General features: G+C 54.4%; 21 protein-coding genes. 11 read left to right on the forward strand and 10 right to left on the reverse strand.

The window, feature by feature from the left end; translation table 11 throughout:
- Nucleotides 1-148: 148 nt before the first annotated feature.
- Entirely contained in the window at nucleotides 149-2,083 is a 1,935-nt protein-coding gene (gene hemE, locus Pla144_RS04260) for a uroporphyrinogen decarboxylase (protein ID WP_146448053.1), read from the forward strand.
- A 17-nt stretch (nucleotides 2,084-2,100) separates the two neighbouring features.
- Here hemE and Pla144_RS04265 read toward each other — a convergent pair whose 3' ends face one another.
- The 5 genes from Pla144_RS04265 to Pla144_RS04285 all read right to left on the reverse strand — a co-directional run bounded on the left by Pla144_RS04265 (nucleotide 2,101) and on the right by Pla144_RS04285 (nucleotide 5,212).
- Nucleotides 2,101-2,619: a TPR end-of-group domain-containing protein gene (locus Pla144_RS04265; RefSeq protein WP_146448054.1), complete on the reverse strand. Its 519-nt coding sequence runs from the start codon at nucleotides 2,617-2,619 to the stop codon at nucleotides 2,101-2,103.
- Nucleotides 2,620-2,929: 310 nt separating this feature from the next.
- Nucleotides 2,930-3,640 (reverse strand): class I SAM-dependent methyltransferase, encoded by a 711-nt coding sequence (locus tag Pla144_RS04270; RefSeq protein ID WP_146448055.1) that lies wholly within the window; start codon nucleotides 3,638-3,640, stop codon nucleotides 2,930-2,932.
- A 2-nt stretch (nucleotides 3,641-3,642) separates the two neighbouring features.
- Nucleotides 3,643-4,197 carry an MOSC domain-containing protein gene (locus Pla144_RS04275; RefSeq protein ID WP_146448056.1) on the reverse strand — a complete coding sequence of 185 codons (555 nt, stop codon included), beginning with the start codon at nucleotides 4,195-4,197 and terminating at the stop codon, nucleotides 3,643-3,645.
- A 101-nt stretch (nucleotides 4,198-4,298) separates the two neighbouring features.
- Nucleotides 4,299-4,805 (reverse strand): DinB family protein, encoded by a 507-nt coding sequence (locus tag Pla144_RS04280; RefSeq protein WP_197530374.1) that lies wholly within the window; start codon nucleotides 4,803-4,805, stop codon nucleotides 4,299-4,301.
- A gap of 164 nt (nucleotides 4,806-4,969) precedes the next feature.
- Nucleotides 4,970-5,212, reverse strand: coding sequence for a hypothetical protein (locus Pla144_RS04285; RefSeq protein WP_146448060.1), 243 nt, complete (start codon nucleotides 5,210-5,212; stop codon nucleotides 4,970-4,972).
- 352 nt (nucleotides 5,213-5,564) lie between these two features.
- Between Pla144_RS04285 and Pla144_RS04290 the strand changes: the two genes are divergently transcribed.
- Both Pla144_RS04290 and Pla144_RS04295 read left to right on the forward strand, forming a co-directional pair.
- A complete protein-coding gene (locus Pla144_RS04290; protein WP_146448062.1) occupies nucleotides 5,565-6,044 on the forward strand; it encodes a hypothetical protein in 480 nt (159 codons plus the stop codon).
- Nucleotides 6,045-6,124: 80 nt separating this feature from the next.
- Nucleotides 6,125-6,679 (forward strand): DUF1579 domain-containing protein, encoded by a 555-nt coding sequence (locus tag Pla144_RS04295; RefSeq protein WP_146448064.1) that lies wholly within the window; start codon nucleotides 6,125-6,127, stop codon nucleotides 6,677-6,679.
- A gap of 36 nt (nucleotides 6,680-6,715) precedes the next feature.
- Here Pla144_RS04295 and Pla144_RS04300 read toward each other — a convergent pair whose 3' ends face one another.
- From Pla144_RS04300 to Pla144_RS04320, 5 genes are all read right to left on the reverse strand, one after another.
- Entirely contained in the window at nucleotides 6,716-7,540 is an 825-nt protein-coding gene (locus Pla144_RS04300) for a hypothetical protein (RefSeq protein ID WP_146448066.1), read from the reverse strand.
- 252 nt (nucleotides 7,541-7,792) lie between these two features.
- Nucleotides 7,793-8,008 carry a CDGSH iron-sulfur domain-containing protein gene (locus Pla144_RS04305; RefSeq protein ID WP_146448068.1) on the reverse strand — a complete coding sequence of 72 codons (216 nt, stop codon included), beginning with the start codon at nucleotides 8,006-8,008 and terminating at the stop codon, nucleotides 7,793-7,795.
- Between the two features lie 78 nt (nucleotides 8,009-8,086).
- Nucleotides 8,087-9,484, reverse strand: coding sequence for an anti-sigma factor family protein (locus tag Pla144_RS04310; RefSeq protein ID WP_146448070.1), 1,398 nt, complete (start codon nucleotides 9,482-9,484; stop codon nucleotides 8,087-8,089).
- 28 nt (nucleotides 9,485-9,512) lie between these two features.
- A complete protein-coding gene (locus tag Pla144_RS04315; RefSeq protein WP_315851783.1) occupies nucleotides 9,513-9,782 on the reverse strand; it encodes a GxxExxY protein in 270 nt (89 codons plus the stop codon).
- Between the two features lie 140 nt (nucleotides 9,783-9,922).
- Nucleotides 9,923-10,549 (reverse strand): RNA polymerase sigma factor, encoded by a 627-nt coding sequence (locus Pla144_RS04320; RefSeq protein WP_146448072.1) that lies wholly within the window; start codon nucleotides 10,547-10,549, stop codon nucleotides 9,923-9,925.
- 73 nt (nucleotides 10,550-10,622) lie between these two features.
- On the opposite strand from Pla144_RS04320, the gene Pla144_RS04325 reads away from it, so the two are divergent.
- The 8 genes from Pla144_RS04325 (at nucleotide 10,623) to Pla144_RS04360 (ending at nucleotide 20,026) form a co-directional block, all read left to right on the forward strand.
- A complete protein-coding gene (locus Pla144_RS04325; RefSeq protein ID WP_146448074.1) occupies nucleotides 10,623-11,831 on the forward strand; it encodes an aminotransferase class I/II-fold pyridoxal phosphate-dependent enzyme in 1,209 nt (402 codons plus the stop codon).
- A 138-nt stretch (nucleotides 11,832-11,969) separates the two neighbouring features.
- On the forward strand, nucleotides 11,970-13,160 hold the full coding sequence (locus Pla144_RS04330) for a hypothetical protein (RefSeq protein ID WP_146448076.1): 1,191 nt from the start codon (nucleotides 11,970-11,972) through the stop codon (nucleotides 13,158-13,160).
- Nucleotides 13,161-13,190: 30 nt separating this feature from the next.
- Nucleotides 13,191-14,171 carry a rhomboid family intramembrane serine protease gene (locus Pla144_RS04335; RefSeq protein ID WP_146448078.1) on the forward strand — a complete coding sequence of 327 codons (981 nt, stop codon included), beginning with the start codon at nucleotides 13,191-13,193 and terminating at the stop codon, nucleotides 14,169-14,171.
- Between the two features lie 33 nt (nucleotides 14,172-14,204).
- Nucleotides 14,205-15,161: a formylglycine-generating enzyme family protein gene (locus Pla144_RS04340; RefSeq protein ID WP_146448081.1), complete on the forward strand. Its 957-nt coding sequence runs from the start codon at nucleotides 14,205-14,207 to the stop codon at nucleotides 15,159-15,161.
- Nucleotides 15,162-15,255: 94 nt separating this feature from the next.
- The gene (locus tag Pla144_RS04345; RefSeq protein ID WP_146448083.1) at nucleotides 15,256-16,164 is read left to right on the forward strand and encodes a TIGR01777 family oxidoreductase; all 909 of its coding nucleotides are present in this window, start codon (nucleotides 15,256-15,258) and stop codon (nucleotides 16,162-16,164) included.
- Nucleotides 16,165-16,353: 189 nt separating this feature from the next.
- A complete protein-coding gene (locus Pla144_RS04350; protein ID WP_146448085.1) occupies nucleotides 16,354-16,920 on the forward strand; it encodes an MFS transporter in 567 nt (188 codons plus the stop codon).
- A 359-nt stretch (nucleotides 16,921-17,279) separates the two neighbouring features.
- Nucleotides 17,280-19,424, forward strand: a complete 2,145-nt coding sequence (locus Pla144_RS04355; RefSeq protein WP_146448087.1) for a tetratricopeptide repeat protein — start codon at nucleotides 17,280-17,282, stop codon at nucleotides 19,422-19,424.
- Between the two features lie 74 nt (nucleotides 19,425-19,498).
- Nucleotides 19,499-20,026 carry a hypothetical protein gene (locus Pla144_RS04360; protein WP_146448089.1) on the forward strand — a complete coding sequence of 176 codons (528 nt, stop codon included), beginning with the start codon at nucleotides 19,499-19,501 and terminating at the stop codon, nucleotides 20,024-20,026.
- The last annotated feature ends 75 nt before the right edge of the window (nucleotides 20,027-20,101 follow it).

A 20,101-nucleotide genomic window follows, 5' to 3' on the forward strand; every position in this document is an offset into this window, starting at 1 on the left:
CCTCTTGGCGTCGCATTATTCATCCCATGCAATCCATATAATAGGTCCATGAAACTCGGAGTGTTTAAAGTTCTGCCAAGCCTGACCGAAGTTTGGCATCCTACATCTTGTTGTGCGGATTCCTTCCTCCCCATGAAATGTTGATCCTATGCCAAGCGCGACAATAACAGATTTTGCCCAACTACGAATCGCTGCGTTAGAGAGCCGCCGCTGTACGGAAATGGCGCAACTTATCAAGAAACACAATGGGATTCCGCTTGTCAGCCCTTCACTGAGAGAAGTTGCCGTAGCAGAGCAACGCCCCGTCATCGAGTTTGCCAATCATCTCATTACGGGACAAATCGATGCGGTCTTGTTTCTCACTGGTGTGGGCATTCGGCAGATGCTCGATCACATTGAACGGCACGTGGATCGGCAGCGAGTTCTCGATGCGCTCTGCGATGTAAAGACCATAGTCCGCGGACCAAAGCCGTTGGCTGTACTTCGCGAGCTGGGAATCACACCCTCGTTGCAAGTTCCAGAGCCAAACACTTGGCGGGAAGTTTTGGCCACTCTTGACGCACATCTGCCGGTTGCCAACCTTGTCGTTGCCGTTCAAGAGTATGGTGTACCAAATGTAAGTTTGATCGCCGGGCTTGAAGCACGCGGTGCGCGAGTTGTGCCGGTGCAAGTCTATCGCTGGGCTCTGCCTGAGGATGTAGGACCGCTTGAAGAGAATGTTCGACGCATTGCATCAGCTGAAGTGGATGCATGTCTGTTTACTTCCGCACAGCAAGCGATTCATCTTTTCGAGGTTGCCGAAGGCTTGCAGCTCGCAAGCGAACTACACCAAGGTCTGCGGCGCACGGTTGTTGCTTCGATTGGCCCGACTACCAGCGAGATGCTTCGCAAGCTTTCGATTGCAGTGGACTTCGAGCCCTCACATGGAAAGATGGGACAACTCGTGAGCGAATTGGCGACGGTCGCCAACTCACTCGTCATGCGCAAGCGCACCGTCCATGACAAGATCGTAGCCCTTTCGACCCCTCCTGCAATTGATGGAAAAACGCCTGCCTGGTACGAAAGTCCCTTTATGAAGGCCTGTCGACGCGAACCGGTCCCTCATACACCGATCTGGCTGATGCGACAAGCAGGCCGCTACATGGAAGAATATCGTGCAGTGCGAGCGAAGATGAGCTTTCTCGAATTGTGCAAGAACCCGGCACTCTGCAGCGAAGTGATGTGTACGGCAGTCGAGCGATTGGGGGTGGATGCCGCGATTATTTTTTCAGATCTGCTCCCGATCCTGGAACCGATGGGGATGGAACTGGAGTTCACGGCCGGTGATGGTCCAAAGATCGACAATCCCTTGCGAGAGGCGACCGACGTAGACCGTGTGATAGAACTCGAGAATGTCGACTCGCTGGGGTTCGTGATGGAAACCGTCGCATGCACTCGGCGCGACTTGCCCGAGGAAATTCCTGTGATTGGTTTTGCAGGGGCACCGTTTACCTTGGCCAGCTATGCCATCGAAGGAGGAGGCAGCCGCAGTTTTCTGCATACCAAGACACTCATGTACCGTGAGAGCGCGGCCTGGCACGAACTGATGCAACGATTGAGTCGCTCGATTGTGTTATATCTCAATGCCCAGATTTCCGCAGGAGCACAGGCAGTGCAGTTATTTGATAGTTGGGTCGGATGCTTGTCCCCTGCCGACTATCGCACTTATGTGCTGCCACATGTGCGGTCGATCGTCGAAGGACTCGCACCAACTGCGCCCCTCATCCACTTTGCCACCGGCAACCCGGCGCTCTTGCCCTTGATGGCGGAAGCAGGAGGTGACGTGATCGGAGTCGATTGGCGGATCGATCTCGCCGATGCGTGGCAGACCGTGGGCTACGATCGTGCCTTACAAGGGAATCTCGATCCGCTGGTATTGATGGCCGACCGCGACACGATTCGTTCACGCGCACAAGAAGTCCTGCAAGCCGCCGGAACGCGACCCGGGCACATCTTCAATCTGGGGCATGGCGTGATGCCACAGACACCAGTGGACAATGTGAAATACTTGGTGGACTTCGTCCACGAAGCAACTAGCACATGAGGTGGGCAGTAACCACACTACTCCGCTACACCGACAATGTTCCTGAAAAGGGGATCGTTCCGTAGAGGATCAAAGTCCGTTTCGGCAGCTATAAAGTCTCGGAAATTGCCATCGATGTTCAGTGCACGGGTCAAGCACCGGAGCGACTGGCGACGATCGCGCGCAAGGCTCCAGTAGCAGGCGAGATTGTAGTGCAGGATCGCTTCACCGGGTTCGATCTCAACCGCTTGTTCCAAGGCATCGATCGCCCTGGGGACATCGCCGATCCGTTTGTAGCACCAGCCCAATGCCATCCACACATGGATATCGTCGGGAATCAACTCCAAAGATCGCTTCAGAGGAAAGATGGCCTCGCGGTACTGGCGCAATTCTCGCAACGATTCCCCGAGCAGGTAGCATCCGCGGGCATCGGCGTGAACGATCTTGCCTCGGCGCTGCAGCGAATGGAGCGCGTGCTCCGGCAGACCAAGTTCCAGGTAACCCTCCGCCTCCCGGCGGGTGCGCAATAAACGTTCTCGAAGCAAATAGGTAGTCATGGGGAGAATGACTCGGTCCAAAGATCAGTTGATAAGAAAAAAAAGAGTAGTTATTAGATTTTACCCTCAAAAACGCGCGACGCAAAATAAATTTTGAAAATTGCGTCGCAACTGATTGATTCAAGAAAGAGCAACGCAGCTTTCGTGAGTTAACGGACGTTAACGATTGGATGGAGGGGGTAAAGGGCGCGGGGGGGGTGATCGTTGTGGAATGCCCTTTGCAAAAGCGGAGTACTGGGGGACTTCTGCCGTTCGTGAATTAACAGAAATTTGGTGGGCAGGTCGAACGTTCTCTGTTATAATAGATCAATCAAGTAGACGAGCTGCACTTAGCACCTGTAACAAGCAGAGAACTTAGCCGTAACAACACCAACATCGGCCAATCGATGTACTTCTCCGCTCGTTGATAACGCTTGGCAAATCGAGCGTCTGGCGCGTATTCAGCAACGTACTGAATTTGAAAGCCGGCACGCAGAGCTGCCATCACAAGACTGCTTATGGAATGGGCGATGCTTCCTGGTTGGACAATCTCGCCGGAAGAAGGATCGGTAAAACGGGCCTGGCTACCCCTCAGGAACATCGCCGGGTGCATTGCCGATACGACAGCGCGTCCATCCGGTTTCAAGATCCGCTTTGCCTCTGCGAAGAACGCTTCGAGATCGCGGAGGTGTTCGAGCACCAAACCGCTTGCTACAAGATCGAATGTTGCCGATTCAAATGGCAATGCTAAATGCAAGTCATGGCGGAGGAATTCTACCCTGTCCGCGAATGGTTTCTGCCTTGCCTCGGCGAGCATTCCCTCGGAGAAATCCACTGCAGTAACCAGGGCACCATTTTCTGCCAGCCACAGCGCATGTCGACCGGTGCCACAACCCAAGTCCAGAACTGCCAATCCACTCACGTCACCCACAGCCCGGCGAAAGATAGGTTCCTCAAGTGCCTGAAGTGGGTTGGCATCGTGGTCGTAAACCTCAGCCCAACGATCATAACCCGCGCTTACATGGCTGAGGTCATCGTACACGGCTAGGCAACCTTTTTAATCGCGTCGCCGGTGCGGATGGTGCCCGCTTTGATTATGCGGGCATTGATACCCCGTAAGTGAAGACGCTTTCCCTCGGGAGAGTTCACGAACTTGGTCGCAGCGGGGCCGTAGCGTTGGGCGAATTTCTTGCAGCCGGTGTGTGGTTCGGAGGTGACTTCCAGCACGGCCGAGCCGATGGCTAGCTGCGAACCTACGGGGAGGTTCTCGTCGCTCAGATCGAAGTCGACGTAAAGTTGATCCCCAGCGAGTTGCCAACGTTCACGGTCCTGCGCCAAAAGCGAGATCACATGGCTATTCATGATGTTGATCTGCGTGTCGGGATGGGCTGGGCCGCCCTTGTAATCGCCGCGCGCGAGCCAGCTATCGCCGAGCAAACCCCGTGCGGGGTCGACTTCCGCTTCGAACAGCATTTGTCGCTGGTCGACATCGGGTCGGCATACGATCATCTCCAACACTCCATCGTCGTCGGGGGACTGGCGGATGAAATCGAGTTGGGACTCCATTTCGTCGAGGGTGAGGTGTAATGTTTGGTGCATGTTAAGAATCTCCTGATCATGAACGGGGTCCGACCAACGCTGCGCGTCGGTGCCCGCGACCTGGCTAGCTAAGATATAGGACATCGTTGGCAACTTTGGGTTCACCTTTTGAAGTTCTTTCCCATCAAACGACGGAGCAGGGCGATTTGGCCGGCGTGGACTAGCTCATGCTGAGGGCTGTATTCAATTGCCCCCAGGCGAGTTTCAAAAGCAGGGTGGGGAGATTCGAGGGGAATGTTCAACTCCTCATCGGTCTTGTCGGCGATCTCGCTCAGGACCTGAGCGTGGACTGCGTCGAAGATACGCTGAATTGAGTCCAGAGGTGGATTGTTTTCTATGCCGGCCTGGGGTGCCGAGCCAATGCGGTAATTTTCGAAAAAGTCCTGCGGGATGATCGCGTCGTCGGACTCTTTGCGACCTCGAACTCGCAATAGGCAGAGACTGTATTGCGAACTGGCGAGATGGGCCACTTGCCAAGCGATGTGAGTGACGAAGCCGGGCGGGGTCCAGAACCACTCTTCATCCGTGAGCTCAGTGAGGAATTGCTTGGTGTAGTTTCGAGAAAACTGGATTCGCTCGATAGCTGTTTCGAGTCGATTGCGGGACATGGGCATACTCCTGACTGGGCTATTTTACTATCAGAGGCGAATCCCATTATCCATTTTGATTAGAACACTGCAATCAGCGCAGACCACTATGTTCAGCGCAAAGGGGCAGCCCGCTGCGTAGACGCAACGGGCTGCTGTAGTAGTTTTCGGTTCCGGTCTGGTTCTTACGCGCCTGGCCGACGAAAGTATTGGTAGGCGGAGAGCACTTCGTACAAGTCACGTGAGATCGTGATGTCGTCGACTTCAAAATCGCTGAGCCAGGTGCGCTCGCTCATCACGGCGTCGACAATTAAGGGCAAGACTTCACCGAACGAGACAGTGACGCTGTCATCTCCGGCTTCATTCTTGGTTGCCACAGGAATGTCGTTCTCGACAGGACCACGGTAAATCTTCAGATGGGTATTCATAAACGAGGGTTCCTTCCCAGCGCATGAGGACAGATTGGTGGGCGCAGGCATCCTGCCGCGCACATTCTCAGTGGCGCCCCCCGGTCCGTACACCGAGTATCGACGGCGCGGCTGGATGAACTTGGACCCATTTTGAAGAAAACAACGATTTTTCCGACAGTGACTGCTAGCAGGCCTGCGGAAAGATTGCCGTGGGGTAGCCATCTTGGCTGCTAACGTAGAAATACGCATGACAGCATGTAAGGCTGCCCCACAAAGGGGTTGCCAGGAGTGCGATTCGGGGGGAAGATCGGCAATTCACGTAAGCGATAATCTCGCCAGCATAGCTAGCATTGTCCCAGCAAAGAGAATCATGGACTTCAAAGAACGACTTCAAAAAGCGACCGAGCGGGGTCAGCAAGCTCGCGATGAAAAAGCACGGGCCGAAGCGGCCAAGGCAATGAGCGAGGAAGAGTGTCGCCGTATTCACAGCGGCTATCGCTTGGAATTGACGGACCACATCGAGAGTTGCCTCAAGCAATTGGCAGACCAATTCCCTGGTTTTAGCTTTTCGCCGGTGGCCGACGACAAGGGTTGGGGGGCAGCGCTAAGTCGGGATGATTTGTCGCTCAGCGGGGGAAAACGAGACAACCTTTTTAGTCGGATCACGATCACTGTCGCTCCGCACAATCAGTACCATGTGCTCTCGATCGAAGCCCGCGGCGCGATCCGCAATAAGGAGAGCTTTACCCGCAGCCATTATCAACTGCTCAAAGACGTCGATCTGGACCACTTCCGGCAACTCATCGAGCACTGGGTTCTGGAGTACGCCGAACAGTATGCGGGGGAATAACGGATATTAGTCTTTCCCAGTGTGAAACCCGAAGTACGAAACTTAGCAACACCCCTAGGTCATGAAAGGAGCTTAAGAGAATGTGTCGTAAATACGATCCCGCAGTTATCTTTGTCATTGCCTGTCTGGTTGCTTCTTCAGTCTTTGCCCAGCAACCGGAGTTTCCCACTCCTCAGCCGGAACATGGCTGGCTCAAGCAGTTCACAGGCCATTGGACGACCTCGTCCAAGACCGTTGCCGCGCCAGAGATGCCCGCGATGGAGTGCTCGGGGTCAATGGAATCACGAGAGATCGGAGGCTTCTGGGTCGCCAACGAATTGGAAGGTGACATCGACGAGATCAATTTTACTAGCGTGCAGATACTTGGGTACGATCCAGCGAAAAAAAAATACATCGGCACGTGGACGGATTCTATGACCGACCATCTCTGGATTTATGAAGGAACTGTCGATGCGTCTGGCAAGAAGCTCTCTCTAATTGCCGAAGGTCCGGACATGATGCAATCTGGAAAACTGGCGAAATACCGCGACAGCTATGAATTCAAATCTCCGGATGTCATTGTTGCTACGTCGGAGGTGATGAACGACAAAGGAGAGTGGATCACGTTCATGAGCGGCGAAATGAAGCGGAAATAAGCACCTGCTGTAGATTCAATTCCGGGCGAGATCAACTTATGCTTCGGCTAGGGCGAGTTCCCGTAGCGCGTCGAGACATTCACAAACGATCTCGGGAGTGGTGTCGCGCCAGCCCTCGCGGCGCTGGGCGATGATCGCCAGCTTGAATTGCTCGAACGCGTCGGCTAAGTCGTCGGGCAAGAGTTCGACGTCAACATTGAGGCGAGTACGTTTCGCCTGTGGTTTCGCAGGAGCGGGCTCGATGTCTTTGGCTGGTATGGAGTCTTCTTCGGTTTGATTGTTGTGGGTGGGTTCTTCGGTGGCGAGTGATTTAACGCTGGTAGATTTTGGGGAGGCTGTTGGCGCGTCGGTGCTGGCCACTTCTTGCAGGCCCGCTGAAGCGGGGGCCGTCGTCGGGGATTCGAACTCGGAGTTTTCTTCTAGTTCCTGGCGCTGTTCGGTTTCGGGGGTCCCTAGGGTTTCCCAGCGCTTGCCGCGCATCTGTGAGACAGACCACTCGTTTTGAATTGCACCTTCGAGCCACATGGGGGCATCGTCCCAATCGAGGGCGGCCTGAAAATGGCTCCAAAAGAGTCCTGGGTATTGGTCCCATTCTTCGCCGAAACGCTGGGAGACCCGTCGCAGGCGACCGACGTGTTGACTCGTGACGCCACCCACGAGTTGGGCCCAGGCCTCGTCGGAATAGTCGGTCACGGCGGCACCCTCGGTCATGAGGGCTTCGCGCCAGTCGCAAATGATGCGTCCCTTTTCCCAGTTGGTAGTACTGACCAGCCGATTCCACTGGCCGACAAACTGCTCGGCAAGCGGACTGTTTTCGGTAGCGATCGTTTCGTCTGAGGTGTTATCTTGCTTTGTAGCCATCGGCCGAGATTCCTTTCGAGAATTGGTTCGCAGAGAGAGTGTTTGCTATCTCCGGGGGGCGGATTCTAGCATGGTCACTCCCTCCCTCACCAGCATTGAGAAGCGATTCTCAAGCAAGTTTTTTGCATTGAGGAATCTGTTTGGCCAGAAAATCGTTACGGCTCGCAGAATTTAACTTGGAGCGTACCAAGAAGAGATCAGTACTACTGCCAATCGACGGGCCAGCGATGGGGAAAACCTGTCGGCAAGGTTTTAAACAGTCGGCGGGTGTTCGTCAGAGACGAAATCGCAATTCTTGTGGGCACCGTCGCAGAAGGGTTTGTTCTCCGAGTGGCCGCAACGACAGAGGGCAATCGACGGTTTCTCAGGGTTGAGCGTGAAGGCATTTCCCTGGGAATCGAACAGCTCAAAAGGACCTTCGACGAGAAATGGACCATTGGGACGCATACGAATCTTAACTTCAGCCATAGGACTCTCAACCTTTCGAGACACGAGGAACAACGGGGAGGATTCAAGATACTCGAAAAACGCCCAACGGAGAAGTTCCTACTTCTTAGCCTCGCTCGGATGAAGCAGAAATAGCATGCGGACCTGCTGTGGGAGGTCGGCGTCTTTTTTCGCAAGTTTGCGATTTTGATCGGCTATTTGATCTCGCATCGCAAAATTATAGGCCTGGTTGCGGCGGGTTTGGACTTCGTTTTCGAGTTGTTTCAATTCTGTGGGGGCCTGATCAGCACGGAGGCGGGTGGCCCAGGCTTGTTGTTGCGGGCCCTCTGAAGCCGTGCCCGTCGGAGACTGCTCTGGGGTGGAGTCAAGTGAATTGAGTGCGGCGATCACGCCTTGCTGTGCGGGAGTGACAACATAGATTTGCCCCGATGCTTTGCTGCGAGCTGGTTTTTCATATTGCCGAAATCGATCGAGTTGCTGAGTGGGTTGTTCTCCGCCGGTTGGTGCAGTTGGTTCGTCAATGGTGACCGACTCAATGGACTCGTTATCCTGATTGCAGGCAAGAAGAATCTGGGCGATCTGCTCAGGATGGGCCTCGACGAGTACCATTTCGGCATCGGTTGATTGGCGGTCGCTCTCAGCAGCATTGCCGCCATATCCACCGCTCTGCGACTCAGCGAACAAGCTAGAATCCTGAAAAGTTGCTTTACCTTCTTTCCTAGCTGCAAGGCCATCAGTGGACTCTTCTACGAGTTGAACGCCGTTAGAAATGAGGAGACGATCAAAGTATTCAGCCCCTGATTTCACGTCTGGACATGTGAGATGCACGAGTCCAACATTCGAATCCACAGACGCTAAGCTGCCGGCAACGCGCCCAGGGCTTGCTGGTTCAGATTGTGCAGCCGCGTCCAATGCAAGGTCGGACTTTATATCCAATGACTCACCGCTCGACGAAGCGTCAAACTTTTCAGATGCCGCCTCATCCTGGGGAGAGGTCTCAGCCAGCAAGCCTATTGAACCGGGTTTGTCAGCTTCGCGCATCGCTTCAATTGTCCCTACCGCTGGGACTGATCTCTGACTTGCCTCGCGCTTCCCTTTCGCCAAGTGGTCTTCAATCTTGGGATTCTGAACCTGGGCGACTTCCAACTGATCTTCTTTCACCTCGGTCTGGTAGATCATGAGCATCACTAAGGCCGCCGTGGCGAGCAGGGGCCAAAGCAGCCGGCGTGGCATACTTAAATCGCTAGGGGGCAATGTGGACGTTGGTCTGTCGAGTTGATCGAGGACGTCGGCACGCAAGTCTCCGTCCACCTTGGCACGAGGCAAGGATCGAACCTTGGCGGAGACTTCCTTCAACTCGGCGACCAACTGCCGAGCCTGCGGATTCTCGGCCAAGCGGGCTTCGACCAGAGCGCGCTCTTCGGCAGTAAGCTCGCCATCGACGTAGGCGCTCAGCAGGGAGTCGTCGAATTCAGGTTGGTTTTTAGGTTCTGACATAATTAATTAGCCACAGAGGGCACAGAGATCACAGAGAGATTCGTTTTACTCCATCGGTTAATCGTTTCTCATCGAAGTTGATAAGTAGACCTCGTTTCAGTCCCGTTGCCCTCAAGTAAGATAGTATTTGTGCCATGGCGACTTCGGGTAGTTGGCTCAGTGACTTGATTTCCAAAATGACCTCATTCTCCACAAGTAAATCCAAGCGTTGCCCTTTGATAGCGATGCCTTTATATAAAACTTCGACAGCTATTTGTCTTTCACAGTTCAAACCTTGTAAATGTAGTTCATGACACAAAGCTTCTTCATAGATTGATTCTAAAAAGTCCTGGCCCTAATACTCGATGAACCTCAATCGCAGCTCCAATGATCTTCTCAGTCAACAAGTCCGACATTATCTTCTCATCATCTCTGTGCCCTCTGTGATCTCTGTGGCTCCTATCCCTTTTGCTTGGATTCGCTAATCAATACAACTTCGAGAAGTTCTTTCATTTGCATACGGGCACGGAACAGGCGGCTGCGGACGGTGCCAACAGGTAATTCTAAGATCTCGGCAATCGTCTCGTAGGAGAAGTCGTCCATCTCGCGGAGGACCAAGATCTGGCGATGCTCGTCGCTGAGTTCCACCAAAGCCGCCTGCACCAATTCGGCTTGCTCGGCACGGAGCATGTCTTGCTCTGGCGACTCGCCATGGTCGACCGGTTCTTCTCCGACGTTGGTTTTCATGGTATCGATCGAAACTTCCTCGCGGTGGCGTTTCGTTCGCCGCTTGTATGAGCAGGCCAGATTCAGTGCCACGCGGTACATCCAAGTATAAAACTGAGACGACCCGCGAAACGTATCGATCTTGGTGTACGCCTGGATAAAGGCATCCTGGAGTACCTCGCGGGCGTCGTCGGAGCTCCCCAGCACACGTAGCAACGTATTGAACAACCGCTCCTGATGCCGCTCGACCAGCGTGCCGAAGGCCTGACGGTCGCCCCCCTGGGTGGCCGCTACCAACTCGGCATCGCTTGGCGCCTCCTCAACACGGACTTGATCAACGCTAGGTTGTCTCTGAGTCACACTCTCGCCTAAAGGTTTGACGCCTGGTGGAGGCTAATAGTTCCCGAACGAGCAAATCTGCTACTATTGAAGCATGGAACCGCTCGACTGGATAGATGAAGAGCTTGGCAGGCGGCAGCAAGCAGGGCTGCTGCGCACGCTACCCCCTCCTTTGAGTACGGCAGGGGCGTTGGTTGAGGTCGCCGGAAAATCGATCATCAATTTTGCCTCGAACGACTATCTGGGGCTCGCTGCCGATGCGCGACTCTCCCAGGCGGCGATGGATAGTTTCTCGGAGCAGGGAGTCGGGCGGGGGGCCAGCCCGCTGGTGAGTGGCCGTTCGGTGGTTCACGAGGCCCTGGAGAAACGACTGGCAGAATTTTTCGCCACCGAGTCGGCCTTGTTGTTTCCCACCAGCTTTGCCGCCAATGCGGGAATCATCCCGGCATTGGTCGATGAAGGAGATGCGATCTACGGCGATGCAAAGAATCACGCCAGTATCATCGACGGCTGTCGACTCTCCCGGGCCGAACGGCACATCTATCCCCATGTCGACGTAGATGCATTGGCAGCCCTTCTGGCGAAGGGAAAGAAATATCGGCGTCGACTTATAGTGACCGACACCCTGTTCAGCATGGACGGCGACTTGGCACCGTTGCCGCAGATCGCCGAGTTGGCCCATAAACACGACGCGATGCTGATGGTGGACGAAGCCCATGCCGTGGGCGTGTTCGGTGCAAATGGTCGCGGGGTAGTCGAGCATTTTTCGGAGACGCATCCAGAATTGCTGGCGCGTGTGCACGTCCGCGTCGGTTCGTTTGGCAAGGCGCTGGGAGCAGCGGGAGGATTTGTTTGTGGCTCAGCGGCGCTTGTGCAGTGGCTGGCCAATGTCGCGAGGACGTATGTGTTCTCGACAGCTCATCCGGCCGCGGTGAGCGCTGCCGCGTTGCTGGCGCTCGATTTGGTGGACCGCGAACCAGCAAGGCGCCAGGGACTGCTCTACAGGGCAGCTCAATTGCGAAAACGACTCAACGCGGCTGGATGGGATACAGGCCGCAGCGACAGTCAGATCATCCCGGTGATTCTCGGTTCGGCTGAGCGGACGATGCAGATTTCCACACAACTGCGAGAACGGGGCATCTGGGCACCGGGGATTCGCCCCCCATCAGTCCCGGCGGGACAATCGCTACTGCGGCTGGGTTTCACCGCGGGGCATACCGAGGAAATGGTGGAGCGGCTGATACAGGGTTTGGGCGACATTGGGATGGAATCCGGGTCGGTTGTTCCGGATATGCCGAAATGACGTAAGTTCCCCCTCAGTAAAAACTTGACGGTGGCCAATCGGGTACTTAGGATCGAGATAAGGGGACTTTTTGTACTTTTAGCGTCCCCCCCAGGAACATAGAACCGCTCGATCAATCGGATCGACGAGGAGACTCACTTGGCACTCGTACTACAAATCTTATTAGCGATCGTCCTGATCCTGGGATTGGTGTCGGTGTTCTTAAGTGCGAAGAATTGGCATTGGAGCCAATTCGTACTGATCTTGTTTATCATGCTCACCTCAGTGGGCTTCTTGTTTCTCGCTGCCGAGACGATGCGGATCCATCGTGGCTTGCGGGCAAAGCTCCCGGGGATGGAAGAACAACTGGCCCGGCTTGAACAACAAAACGCAGCCTTGCTGCGAGGGATTGAAGACGATGCTGGCATAATTCAGTTGGAACATCGGCTGCAAATGATCACCCGCGAACGGGGACGTGCCTGGCGACAAGTAGCGCCGACAGGTGGATTGGACCAACAAGGAAGAATCGAAGTCGCAATTCCCAATCCCAAACCCCATGGTTTGGATGCCGTTACGATTGTCTATCTCTTTGAATCAGGAAATGCCAATCCGGGCAGTCCCAGTGATGGTCGCCAGTATCTGGGTGAATTCAAAGTCGTCGAGTCACGCGATACGGGGGTTGTCTTGGAACCAATGCAACTTCTGGATCAACGCACGGGAGAACGACTCGCACGAAGCGAAGGGCCATGGAGTCTGTATGAGGCCATGCCATCCGATCAGTACAAGACGTTTGCCGGCATGGACGAAGCCGAATTACGCAAGCGGCTTCCGGCGTCCATCGTCGAAGAGTACTTGCGGCATCGTACACCAGCCACCCCGGACGATGATCCCCGCGATGTCATTGGTTTCGATGAGAACGACGTGCGGCTAGGTCCCAATGAAATGGGCAAGGCCGTGAAGAAACTCTACAACAGACCATTGCAGGATTACTCCTATCTTTTTTCTGAGCTGTCGCGTCAAAAGGCAGTAATGTTGGCCAAACGTGATGCACTCATCGAAGACAATGCAAAATGGACCGCCGCGTTGGCTAGTGCCGAGAAACTTACTGAGTTTCGTGAGAATGAAATTAAGCTCCTCCAGGAAGATCTGGCGGGAATGAAACGCGACCGTGAGGCGATTCAGAAGCATCTCAAGGATGTGAACCTCTCTCTAAAGAACGCTCGCGATTTGATCGCTAGCCTGCTGGCTGAGAACAGCTCGCTGGCCATTCAACTTGGTACCAGGGTCCAAGAGTTGCAGGATATCATCAATGGCACAGTGCCTGCGGCTGCTGCGATTGCCGTACCTTAGTTCGCTAGCAGAATTCAGAATCTCGGACTTGTGGACTTAACCGTCATCCCCGCGCAGGCGGGGGATCCAGTAGGCGGCATATCCTGTCGGGGTTCCCGCCTGCGCGGGAATGACTTCAACTTTCTTGCCGTAGTCTCGAAGCCCTCCGTAAGCTACGATAACTGCATGGGACTCTACGACCGAGACTATGCTCACGAACCTCAGCAGGGAGTGCAACTTCGCCTCCCAAGTTCGATTACCAATAGGATCATTCTGATCACGATTGGCTGTTATCTATTGCAGCTATTTCTTGGCCCCAAGTTTACCGACACTTTTGAATTGGGCCCGCGCTGGTTCGAGAGGCCTTGGAACGCTTACCGTCTGCTGACCTATGGTTTTCTCCACGATCCCAATTCGCTCTGGCATATTGGGTTCAACATGTTTGCCCTATGGAGTTTTGGTAATCAGGTTGAGCGAGTCTATGGCAGAGAGCGGTTTGTGTGGCTCTACTTGACGGCGATTGTGGTTGCGGGCCTGATCTGGTCGCTCACCGAGGCCAGCATGGGTAGGGTCCAAGGGAGAGTCATGGGGGCTTCGGGGGGCGTGGTGGCCGTCGTGATTCTGTTTGCATTTAAGTTTCCGCATGCCAAGGGAATGGTGTTTCCGATCCCCATTCCGATTCCAATGTGGGTGCTGGCGATTGGGTTGGTGCTGCTCGACCTGCAGGGTGCCATGTCGCGCGGGGGGGATATCGCCTTCACCGCCCACTTAGGTGGTGCCCTGTACGGTTGGTTTTTCTTCCTGACTGAGTGGACGCCTGCATCCCTGTTCGGTCGTCTGTTTGGTAGCTTGCCAAAGATGAAGCGACCCCCTCTGCGGGTTCACGAACCGGACGAAGAGAATGCTACCGACATCGAAGTGGATCGAATCCTGCAAAAGATACAAGCTTCGGGTCGTGAAAGTCTCAACTGGCGCGAGCGTCGAATTCTGGAAAAGGCTAGCCGCGAATATCAGAACCGCCGCAATTTGTGAGCAGGTTTTTCGCGCGAAAGGAATCGCACCGTCATGGCTCGACAGCACAAGAAAATGCTTTGGCTCCTAGCAGCCCTTCTCCCGCTGCCACTGGCTTACACTTTTCATACTGTTGAGCGCGAGCCGACTTCCCGGTCCAATGCTGCTGCAAAGAACGGGGTGCGCAAACAAAGTGAGAGCGGCATGGCGCTGCTGCCCGAGGGTGTGTTTTTGATGGGCTCGCCTCGGCCTGGACCAGCCGACCAGCGTCCCGTGCATCGAGTCGGATTGAAATCCTTTAGGCTCGACATCACCCTCGTGACGAATCGCGAGTTCGAAAATTTTATCGACGAAACCGGCTATTTGACCACTGCTGAGAAACGAGGCTGGTCGCTCTTGTTTGATCGCAAAAGCGGTAGGTGGGATGAAGCAGCAGGAGTTTGCTGGCGACATCCTACCGGTGCCAATAGTTCGCTGGTAGGTAAAGATGATTACCCTGTGGTGCATGTGAGTTGGTTTGATGCGATGGCTTACGCCACCTGGGCAGGCAAGCGACTCTCTAGCGAAGCGGAATATGAATACGCTGCACGCGGCGGGCTCAGTGATGCACCATTCCCTTGGGGGCGTGAACTAACCCCGGAAAATCAAATGCAGGCCAACTACTGGCAGGGCAAATTCCCGCTGACCAACCTCGGGCAGGATGGTTTCCTAGGCGTGGCACCAGTCAAATCCTTTCCAGCCAACCGCTTTGGCCTGTTCGACATCGCAGGTAATGTCGCATGTTGGTGTGCGGACTGGTATGGGGCTGACTCCTACGGGAGCGGTGGGGCGAGATCCGGTAGCGGTCCCGATACGGGGACTGAGCGCGTCCTGCGAGGGGGGAGTTGGATCTCTCAAAGCGAGAAGGGGGGAGGACTCCAAGTCAGCGATCGGGATCATGCCCCTCCCACGGCCACCAACGATTATGTCGGTTTTCGATGTGCCAGAGATGGGAAACCACTGGTTAAGTAATCCTGCTCCATACGGTTCTACTCGGTACGGTTATAATGGTGCCTAAACATTTGTTTGCGCTTTGAATCTCGATCTCCTCAGTAGGAATAGGAAAATGCCAGAACCTCAAACGATTCTTATCACAGGTGCCTCCGGGCTGATCGGCTCGGCGTTGACCAAAGCTTTTGAAGCCGATGGTCACAAAGTAGTACGCGCGGTCCGAGAGCAAGTTCAGAATCCTGAACAAGAGATTCACTGGTCTCCGGTTCTGGGCGAGATCGATCAACAGGCTCTGGAGGGTGTCGATGCGGTGGTGCATCTGGCCGGTGCGAACATCGCGGGAAAGCGATGGACTGCTGACTACAAGCGAAGGATCCTAGAAAGTCGCACCCAAGGAACGCACCTAATTAGTGACACGATTGCTAAGTTGGAATGCAAACCCCGAGTGTTTCTGTGTGCCTCGGCGATCGGTTACTACGGTGACCGAGGTTCGGCAGAGTTGGACGAATCGAGCGCTCCAGGCGACGATTTTCTTTCCGAGGTTTGTTTACAGTGGGAACGTGCTTCCCAACCGGCTAAGGATGCCGGCATCCGCACGGTGAATACGCGAATCGGCGTAGTGCTGAGTCCCGATGGCGGAGCGTTAAAGTCAATGTTGTTTCCTTTCAAGATGGGTGCCGGTGGAGTAATCGGCGATGGCAAGCAAACCATGAGCTGGATCGCGCTGGACGACGTGGTGGCCGCAATGCAGTTTTTGCTCACACAGGATTCGATTTCAGGCCCTGTGAACCTTGTTTCACCACAGCCAGCCACCAATCGCGAGTTCACCAAGACTCTCGGGAAGGTACTGGGCCGACCAACTATTCTACCAATGCCGGCTTTCGCCGCCCGTCTGGCTTTTGGCGAAATGGCCGACGCGCTTCTGCTCTCTAGCACTCGCGTTGTCCCCGAACGGCTGCTTGCGGGGGGATTTTCCTTCAAGTATCCCCAACTAGACAAGGCACTAGAGCACTTGTTGAATTGAGCATCCTAAGATGTTTATCCTGGGCTGTAATGCCACAGTGCTTGTAAAGCTGTTGCAGGCAAGTTACCATTCAGATGCGTGGTGCTAACTGAGCCTCTTCTGCCACAACGCTGGTGCTTGAGGAGCCATACTGCGCCGCTCGATCTTCTTTTCACCTCTCGTTCTCACTTTTCCAGGGGGAGCATGGCAATGTCTACTGACGAATTCATGAAGCATCAATATCTCACATTGCGAGCCGAAATTAGCGAATCCAAATCGCGAATTTTTTGGTTGGTCATCATTGGAGTAGCACTCGTGCTTGTGTCAGGCTATCTGGCTGCTGAGCATCCCTCGGCATTCGCAAATGCTGCGATTCCCTTCTTGTTGCTGGGTCTCATGATGTCCTTCATCGCCGAGGACAATAACATCAGCCGGGCAGGGCGGTATATTCGCGAACATGTCGAGCCCCATATCAAAGACTTGACCTGTTGGGAGCATTGGCTCGAGCGACATCCCGAGTTCCGCGAAGTGGATCATTCGTTTGTCATTGGGTTCAGTATGTTGTTTTTCTGTTTCTTTGCGATTTCAACGTCGTTGACTTTGGTGTATTTGGACCGACAGATGTACTCGATGTTGAAGGTAGGAAGTGCAGGCGTTGCCTATCTGTTGGCCGCTTTATGTGTGTTGGTGGTTTTTGTTCGTCATTTGCGAGCGGGAAATCCCAAGCAGAATCCATCGACCGAGCAATCTCCCTCGTCGGAGGATTATGCGGGCTGATCGGGGGTGCATCAGCGCTTTCCGCAGTCCCTCACTCTTGAAGTCACATGAACGCCCCTGGGTTGCAACCCGGGGGCGTTCATGTCATTGGTAGCCGGATTTCATGCCAGCAATGCCAGCGGATATCTCCATTTCGGCAGACTTTTTTCTTTATTCGCAACAAATGTTGCAGGCGGAATTATCCGCAAGGTCGATAAGGGAGGAAGCGGAGCTGCGCGATAGGCGTAGACGCAATGGTCTTAGACCAAATCCGACCAACTAGAAATTAGATTGGGCAGAACGAAACGCCTTCGTGGCACAATGGTGCTGGCGAAGGGTTACACGCTGAGGAGGAGCGTTCTATGCGAGGGGGCTATTCGATGAAGAGATTTACCAACAAAGCCACGCGACTAGCGGAGCTGTCGCTCCCGATGTTGTTGCTGGCGGGTTCTGCATATGCTGAGCCGAATCTCCCGGATTACGAGCAACTTGCCGAAAGGCCTGCTGTCGAGAAGTCCATTCTAGTTGCCAAAGGGAAGTTCACCGAAGAGGAGTCTGCCCCCAAGCCTGCGAAGACGCGCAAGCGGAGGCGGCTTGAGCCCATTGCCAATGTCTCCGAATACGAACCAGAACTAGCAGAGCCTCGCGACGACGACGAATTTGAATCGGATTTCACTTCTGAGCGAATCTCTCAGCCTGAAAAATTGCGGAACACTATCACTGCCGATTCGATTGATGCCAATACGGATGAGCTTGCCGTCGAAGAGCCTGATGAGGAAATTGCCGTTGAAGAATTGGTGGGCCTTGAGGCGGTTACGTTCCACGGCATTACTCCGGGTGTTTCTCTCCGCAGTGAAGTGCTTGCCGATTGGGGAGATCCCGCGTCCGGCGACACGGAGGCCGCGACGCTCCACTATCAATTCGAAGGACTTCACTCGGTCGATGCTACCTTCGCCAAGGACCGCTTAAAGTCTATTGCCATCGGCCTGGACAAGCCCTTACCGACGAGCGAGATGATCGCGAGCTTGCAGCTCGAAGGGTGCCGTCCGGTCACCGTGAGTGACGCCAAGAAGTCGGTATTTGCGCAGGTATATCCTGAACGAGGAGTGGTGCTTACTTTGTCGAGCGGTGCTGGAATGGTCGTCGCATCGGATGAAGGGACAGAAACACTCGAGGAGCAAGTCAGCGACGTGCTACTCGAAACAATCAACCCAGCAGCCTTCTTGCTGCGTGCTAAAGAAACTGCCCGCGGGAATCTATCTCAGAGCATTGCCGACTTGGAACAGGTGGCGCTGATGGATCGTGGTTCTGCCGAAGCCAGACGACGGTTGTCGGACTACTATCTATCGGTGGGCAAAGCGATAACGGCTGAGCGTTATGCTGCCGAGGCCGTGGACCTAGAACCCAACAATCATCCTAACCGACTGCAATGGGTAAAATGCCTGAGCCAGTTAGCTCGCTACGATCAGGCCGTGGATCAAGCCAAGAAGGTTCTTGAGTCCTCGGATGTCAAGCCGATGGATAAGGCGCGTGCTTTTGAAGAAATGGCGCAGTTGGCCTCACTCGGTTCGAGTGACGTTTCCCAGCGTGCGATTCCGCTGCACACGAAAGCGATCGAAATCGCCGACAAGCTGGCCAATAGCGACAACACAGATTTGCGCCACGCAGCACAGTGTTTGTTGATCGATGCCCATCTGGCGATTGCTACACAGATTGCCCAAGGCAATTTCCAAGACAAGAACCGTGCCGTTCCTCAATGGATCGAAAGGGCATCGGGTTTGACTGAGGCCTTGATCGACGAAGATTCTGCTTATCTTCCGCGACGGTTGCAAGTCTCTGTGAGTGCCCTGGCTGCTGCCACGAATTTAGACAAACCGATCAATCCCAACTTGTGGATTGAGGAAGCGGAACAGACTGTAACGTTACTCGAAACAGAGATATCGGATCGCCTCACTTGCAGCCAATTCGATTGGCAATTGGGGTTGGCCTACCTGCATGCTGCCGACATCGAACATGTCCGTAGCCAGGCTGCATCAGCCAAGCGATTTGGCAAAATGGCTGAGGAAAAGCTGAGCGAACTGTCCCGGCAACGCGACGAATTGCCAGATACGGGTTACACCATGGGCCGACTCTATTTCCAAATCGGCGCTGTCTATGCAATTCACGAAGACGACCATGAAGCCGCATGCCAATGGTACAACCAGGCAGCTGAATTGCTACTTAACCCCGTACCTGTTACGACGCTTGCCGTGCCACAGCAGCATGGTGACGCTTTGGTGAGTATGGGTGTGTCTTACTGGCGCACCAATGAACAAGATCGGGCCGTGGAACTGACGCTTGCCGGAGTGGACTTAATCGAACAGGCAGTTGATAGCGGGCTCCTAAGTTCAGTTTCGCTTGCCATACCCTACGAAAACCTCTCGGCTATGTACCAAGCCTTGGGCAAGGAAGAACCCGCGAGCCGATATCAGCAATTGGCTCGCAAGATCAGTAGCGGCCGGAACTTGGATAGTTCGCCCAAGTAGAAACTTTCAGCGAGATCGGCTAGGATGATGTTTCGGTGAGAGTCATCCATTGATCTGCGGGAGTTTTATCTGATATGTCTAACTTCGATCCCGCGAAGTATGGCCAGGCGTTTGCGGACGTGATCTCAGGCGCGGGTTTGATGCCACTCGATCATGGCATTGCGAATCGTGAAGTCCGCCCCTTGCTTTCTGCCCTCACCGCTGAGAAGGCATTTGCTCATTCCTCAGTCTCTGATGCCGAAATGGCTCGCTGTTGTTTGTCGGGTATTTGGCTTCTGTACAATTATCTTGACGAGTCCCATACGATTAGTCAGGGGATAAATACCCCTTCGGGGAGTTATTGGCATGGGATCATGCATCGCCGAGAAGGGGATTATTCCAATGCCAAGTATTGGATGCGGCGGGCAGGTGACCATCCGGTCTTCTCCGAGATGGCGGCAAATGATCAGGCCGCGGGTTGGGATCCATTTCTGTTTGTCGATGAGTGTGAACAGGCCGTTCGCGGTGGTCGACCAGAGGAGGTTGCTACCCTGTGTGCCCAGCAGCAACTGGAATGGCAATTCTTGTTCGATTTCTGCTACGGGCGAGCAGTAGGTAATTAGCCAGTTTCCCAGCCATTTGGTTCCAGGCCCTTGAAACCAGCCCTCAAAAGTCGATACTGGGGAGAGGCAATTACT

This window comes from Bythopirellula polymerisocia, assembly GCF_007860015.1.
GTDB lineage: Bacteria > Planctomycetota > Planctomycetia > Pirellulales > Lacipirellulaceae > Bythopirellula > Bythopirellula polymerisocia.

Coding starts and splice junctions, on each gene's coding strand:
- hemE (WP_146448053.1), top strand. CDS start 149: ATGCCAAGCGCGACAATAACAGATTTTGCCCAACTACGAATCGCTGCG.
- Pla144_RS04265 (WP_146448054.1), bottom strand. CDS start 2,619: ATGACTACCTATTTGCTTCGAGAACGTTTATTGCGCACCCGCCGGGAG.
- Pla144_RS04275 (WP_146448056.1), bottom strand. CDS start 4,197: ATGCACCAAACATTACACCTCACCCTCGACGAAATGGAGTCCCAACTC.
- Pla144_RS04280 (WP_197530374.1), bottom strand. CDS start 4,805: ATGTCCCGCAATCGACTCGAAACAGCTATCGAGCGAATCCAGTTTTCT.
- Pla144_RS04285 (WP_146448060.1), bottom strand. CDS start 5,212: ATGAATACCCATCTGAAGATTTACCGTGGTCCTGTCGAGAACGACATT.
- Pla144_RS04290 (WP_146448062.1), top strand. CDS start 5,565: ATGGACTTCAAAGAACGACTTCAAAAAGCGACCGAGCGGGGTCAGCAA.
- Pla144_RS04295 (WP_146448064.1), top strand. CDS start 6,125: ATGTGTCGTAAATACGATCCCGCAGTTATCTTTGTCATTGCCTGTCTG.
- Pla144_RS04300 (WP_146448066.1), bottom strand. CDS start 7,540: ATGGCTACAAAGCAAGATAACACCTCAGACGAAACGATCGCTACCGAA.
- Pla144_RS04305 (WP_146448068.1), bottom strand. CDS start 8,008: ATGGCTGAAGTTAAGATTCGTATGCGTCCCAATGGTCCATTTCTCGTC.
- Pla144_RS04310 (WP_146448070.1), bottom strand. CDS start 9,484: ATGTCAGAACCTAAAAACCAACCTGAATTCGACGACTCCCTGCTGAGC.
- Pla144_RS04325 (WP_146448074.1), top strand. CDS start 10,623: ATGGAACCGCTCGACTGGATAGATGAAGAGCTTGGCAGGCGGCAGCAA.
- Pla144_RS04340 (WP_146448081.1), top strand. CDS start 14,205: ATGGCTCGACAGCACAAGAAAATGCTTTGGCTCCTAGCAGCCCTTCTC.
- Pla144_RS04345 (WP_146448083.1), top strand. CDS start 15,256: ATGCCAGAACCTCAAACGATTCTTATCACAGGTGCCTCCGGGCTGATC.
- Pla144_RS04350 (WP_146448085.1), top strand. CDS start 16,354: ATGTCTACTGACGAATTCATGAAGCATCAATATCTCACATTGCGAGCC.
- Pla144_RS04355 (WP_146448087.1), top strand. CDS start 17,280: ATGAAGAGATTTACCAACAAAGCCACGCGACTAGCGGAGCTGTCGCTC.
- Pla144_RS04360 (WP_146448089.1), top strand. CDS start 19,499: ATGTCTAACTTCGATCCCGCGAAGTATGGCCAGGCGTTTGCGGACGTG.